At 74.3% G+C, this 1,417-nt stretch carries 1 protein-coding gene and 1 pseudogene; both read left to right on the top strand.

Going from position 1 to position 1,417, the window contains the following annotated elements:
- Window positions 1–299 (top strand): annotated as a pseudogene (locus tag DBR10_RS16235) (gephyrin-like molybdotransferase Glp); the annotation flags it as partial.
- 90 nt (window positions 300–389) lie between these two features.
- Window positions 390–1,417: nucleoside-diphosphate sugar epimerase/dehydratase (locus tag DBR10_RS20215; protein WP_233243448.1), on the top strand; the 1,028-nt coding region annotated here is incomplete at its 3' end.

Below are 1,417 nucleotides of genomic sequence, written 5' to 3' on the forward strand. Positions count from 1 at the left end.
GCGCCGAGCTGTTCCTGCGGCCGCTGCTGGCGGCCCTGAGCGGCACAGACCCCGCCCTGCCGATGATCGCCGCGCGCCTGGCCCGCCCCCTGCCCGGCAACGGCCCCCGTGCCCACTGGATGCGGGCGTCGCTGAGCCTGGATGCCGAGGGCCGCGCCGTCGCCGAGCCGTTCGGCGATCAGGACTCGTCGCTGATCGGGGTCTTCGCGCGGGCCAATGCCCTGATGACCCGCCCGGCCCATGCCGGTGCCGCCGAGGCGGGCGATCTGGTGCAGGTGCTGCCGCTGGGCCGCGCCTGAGCCGCCAGACCCGCGACGCGCCGCCGTCGCCGTGCTAATCGCAGGTCTGTCCGGGGGTTTGACCGGGCGCCAGGGCGAGAGAAGTTTCGTATGGGTCGCGTCGGAAAGATCGCCACGCACGTCTTGCTGGCCTTCCTTGCCCTGCTCGCGGCCCAGACCCTGGCCACCGGCCAGAGCCCGTTCGGGGTCATGCCCCTGGCCCATGCGGCCCTGTTTGCCGGCTGCGCCCTGCTGGTCGAGCTGCTGTTCGGAGTCGAACGTGCGCCGTGGCGGTTCGTGGCGGCCAGCGACATGCTGCGACTGGTCCGCTCGGCCCTGCTGACGGTCCTGACCTTCGCCCTCGTCGCCCGGCTGGTCGCGCCGGACCTGGCCGGCGGCCTGCGCACCCTGGGCGGGGCCCTGGTGATCCTGGTCGCCCTGCTGTCGGGCCTGCGGATCGGCCGTCGCGCCCTGCATGAGCGGGTGCTGTTCAGTTCGGTCCTGACCCTGCGCCCGGCCCCTGCCCATCCGGCCCGGCCGCGCCTGCTGATCGTCGGCAGCGCCGCCGAGGCCGAGGAGTTCCTGCGCGCGCCCGCCGGCCTGGGCGAGCGTTACAGCCCGGTCGGCATCCTCACCCCCGAGGCCCGCGATACCGGCGACGAGTTGCGCGGGGTCTGCGTGCTGGGCTCGATTGACGAGTTCGACACCGTCCTGGCCCAGCTGCGCGACGGCGGCCTGTCGCCGGCGGCCGTGCTGTTCCTGGGCGAGACTCCGATGCCGGCCTTCGGAGCCGAGCGGCTGGGCCGGCTGAAGTCCGAGGGCGTGCGCCTGCTGCGCCAGCACGGCGTCGTCGAGATGGGCCATGCCGGGGCCGCCCTGCGCGAGATCGGGCTGGAGGAACTGCTCAGCCGTGCGCCTGTCCGGCTCGACCCCGAACCCGTCCGCGCCCTGGTGGCCGGTCGCCGGGTGCTGGTCACCGGGGCCGGCGGCAGCATCGGCTCGGAACTGTGCCGTCAGATCGCCGCCAGCGGCTGCGCCCAGCTGATCCTGATCGACGCCGCCGAGGCCAACCTCTTCCACATCGACCGCGAGATCGGCGAGGCCTGGCCCACCCTGCCCCGCCGCGAAGCCCTGTGCGA

Origin of the sequence: Caulobacter sp. HMWF025 (assembly GCF_003060965.1) — a bacterium.
Lineage (GTDB): Bacteria > Pseudomonadota > Alphaproteobacteria > Caulobacterales > Caulobacteraceae > Caulobacter.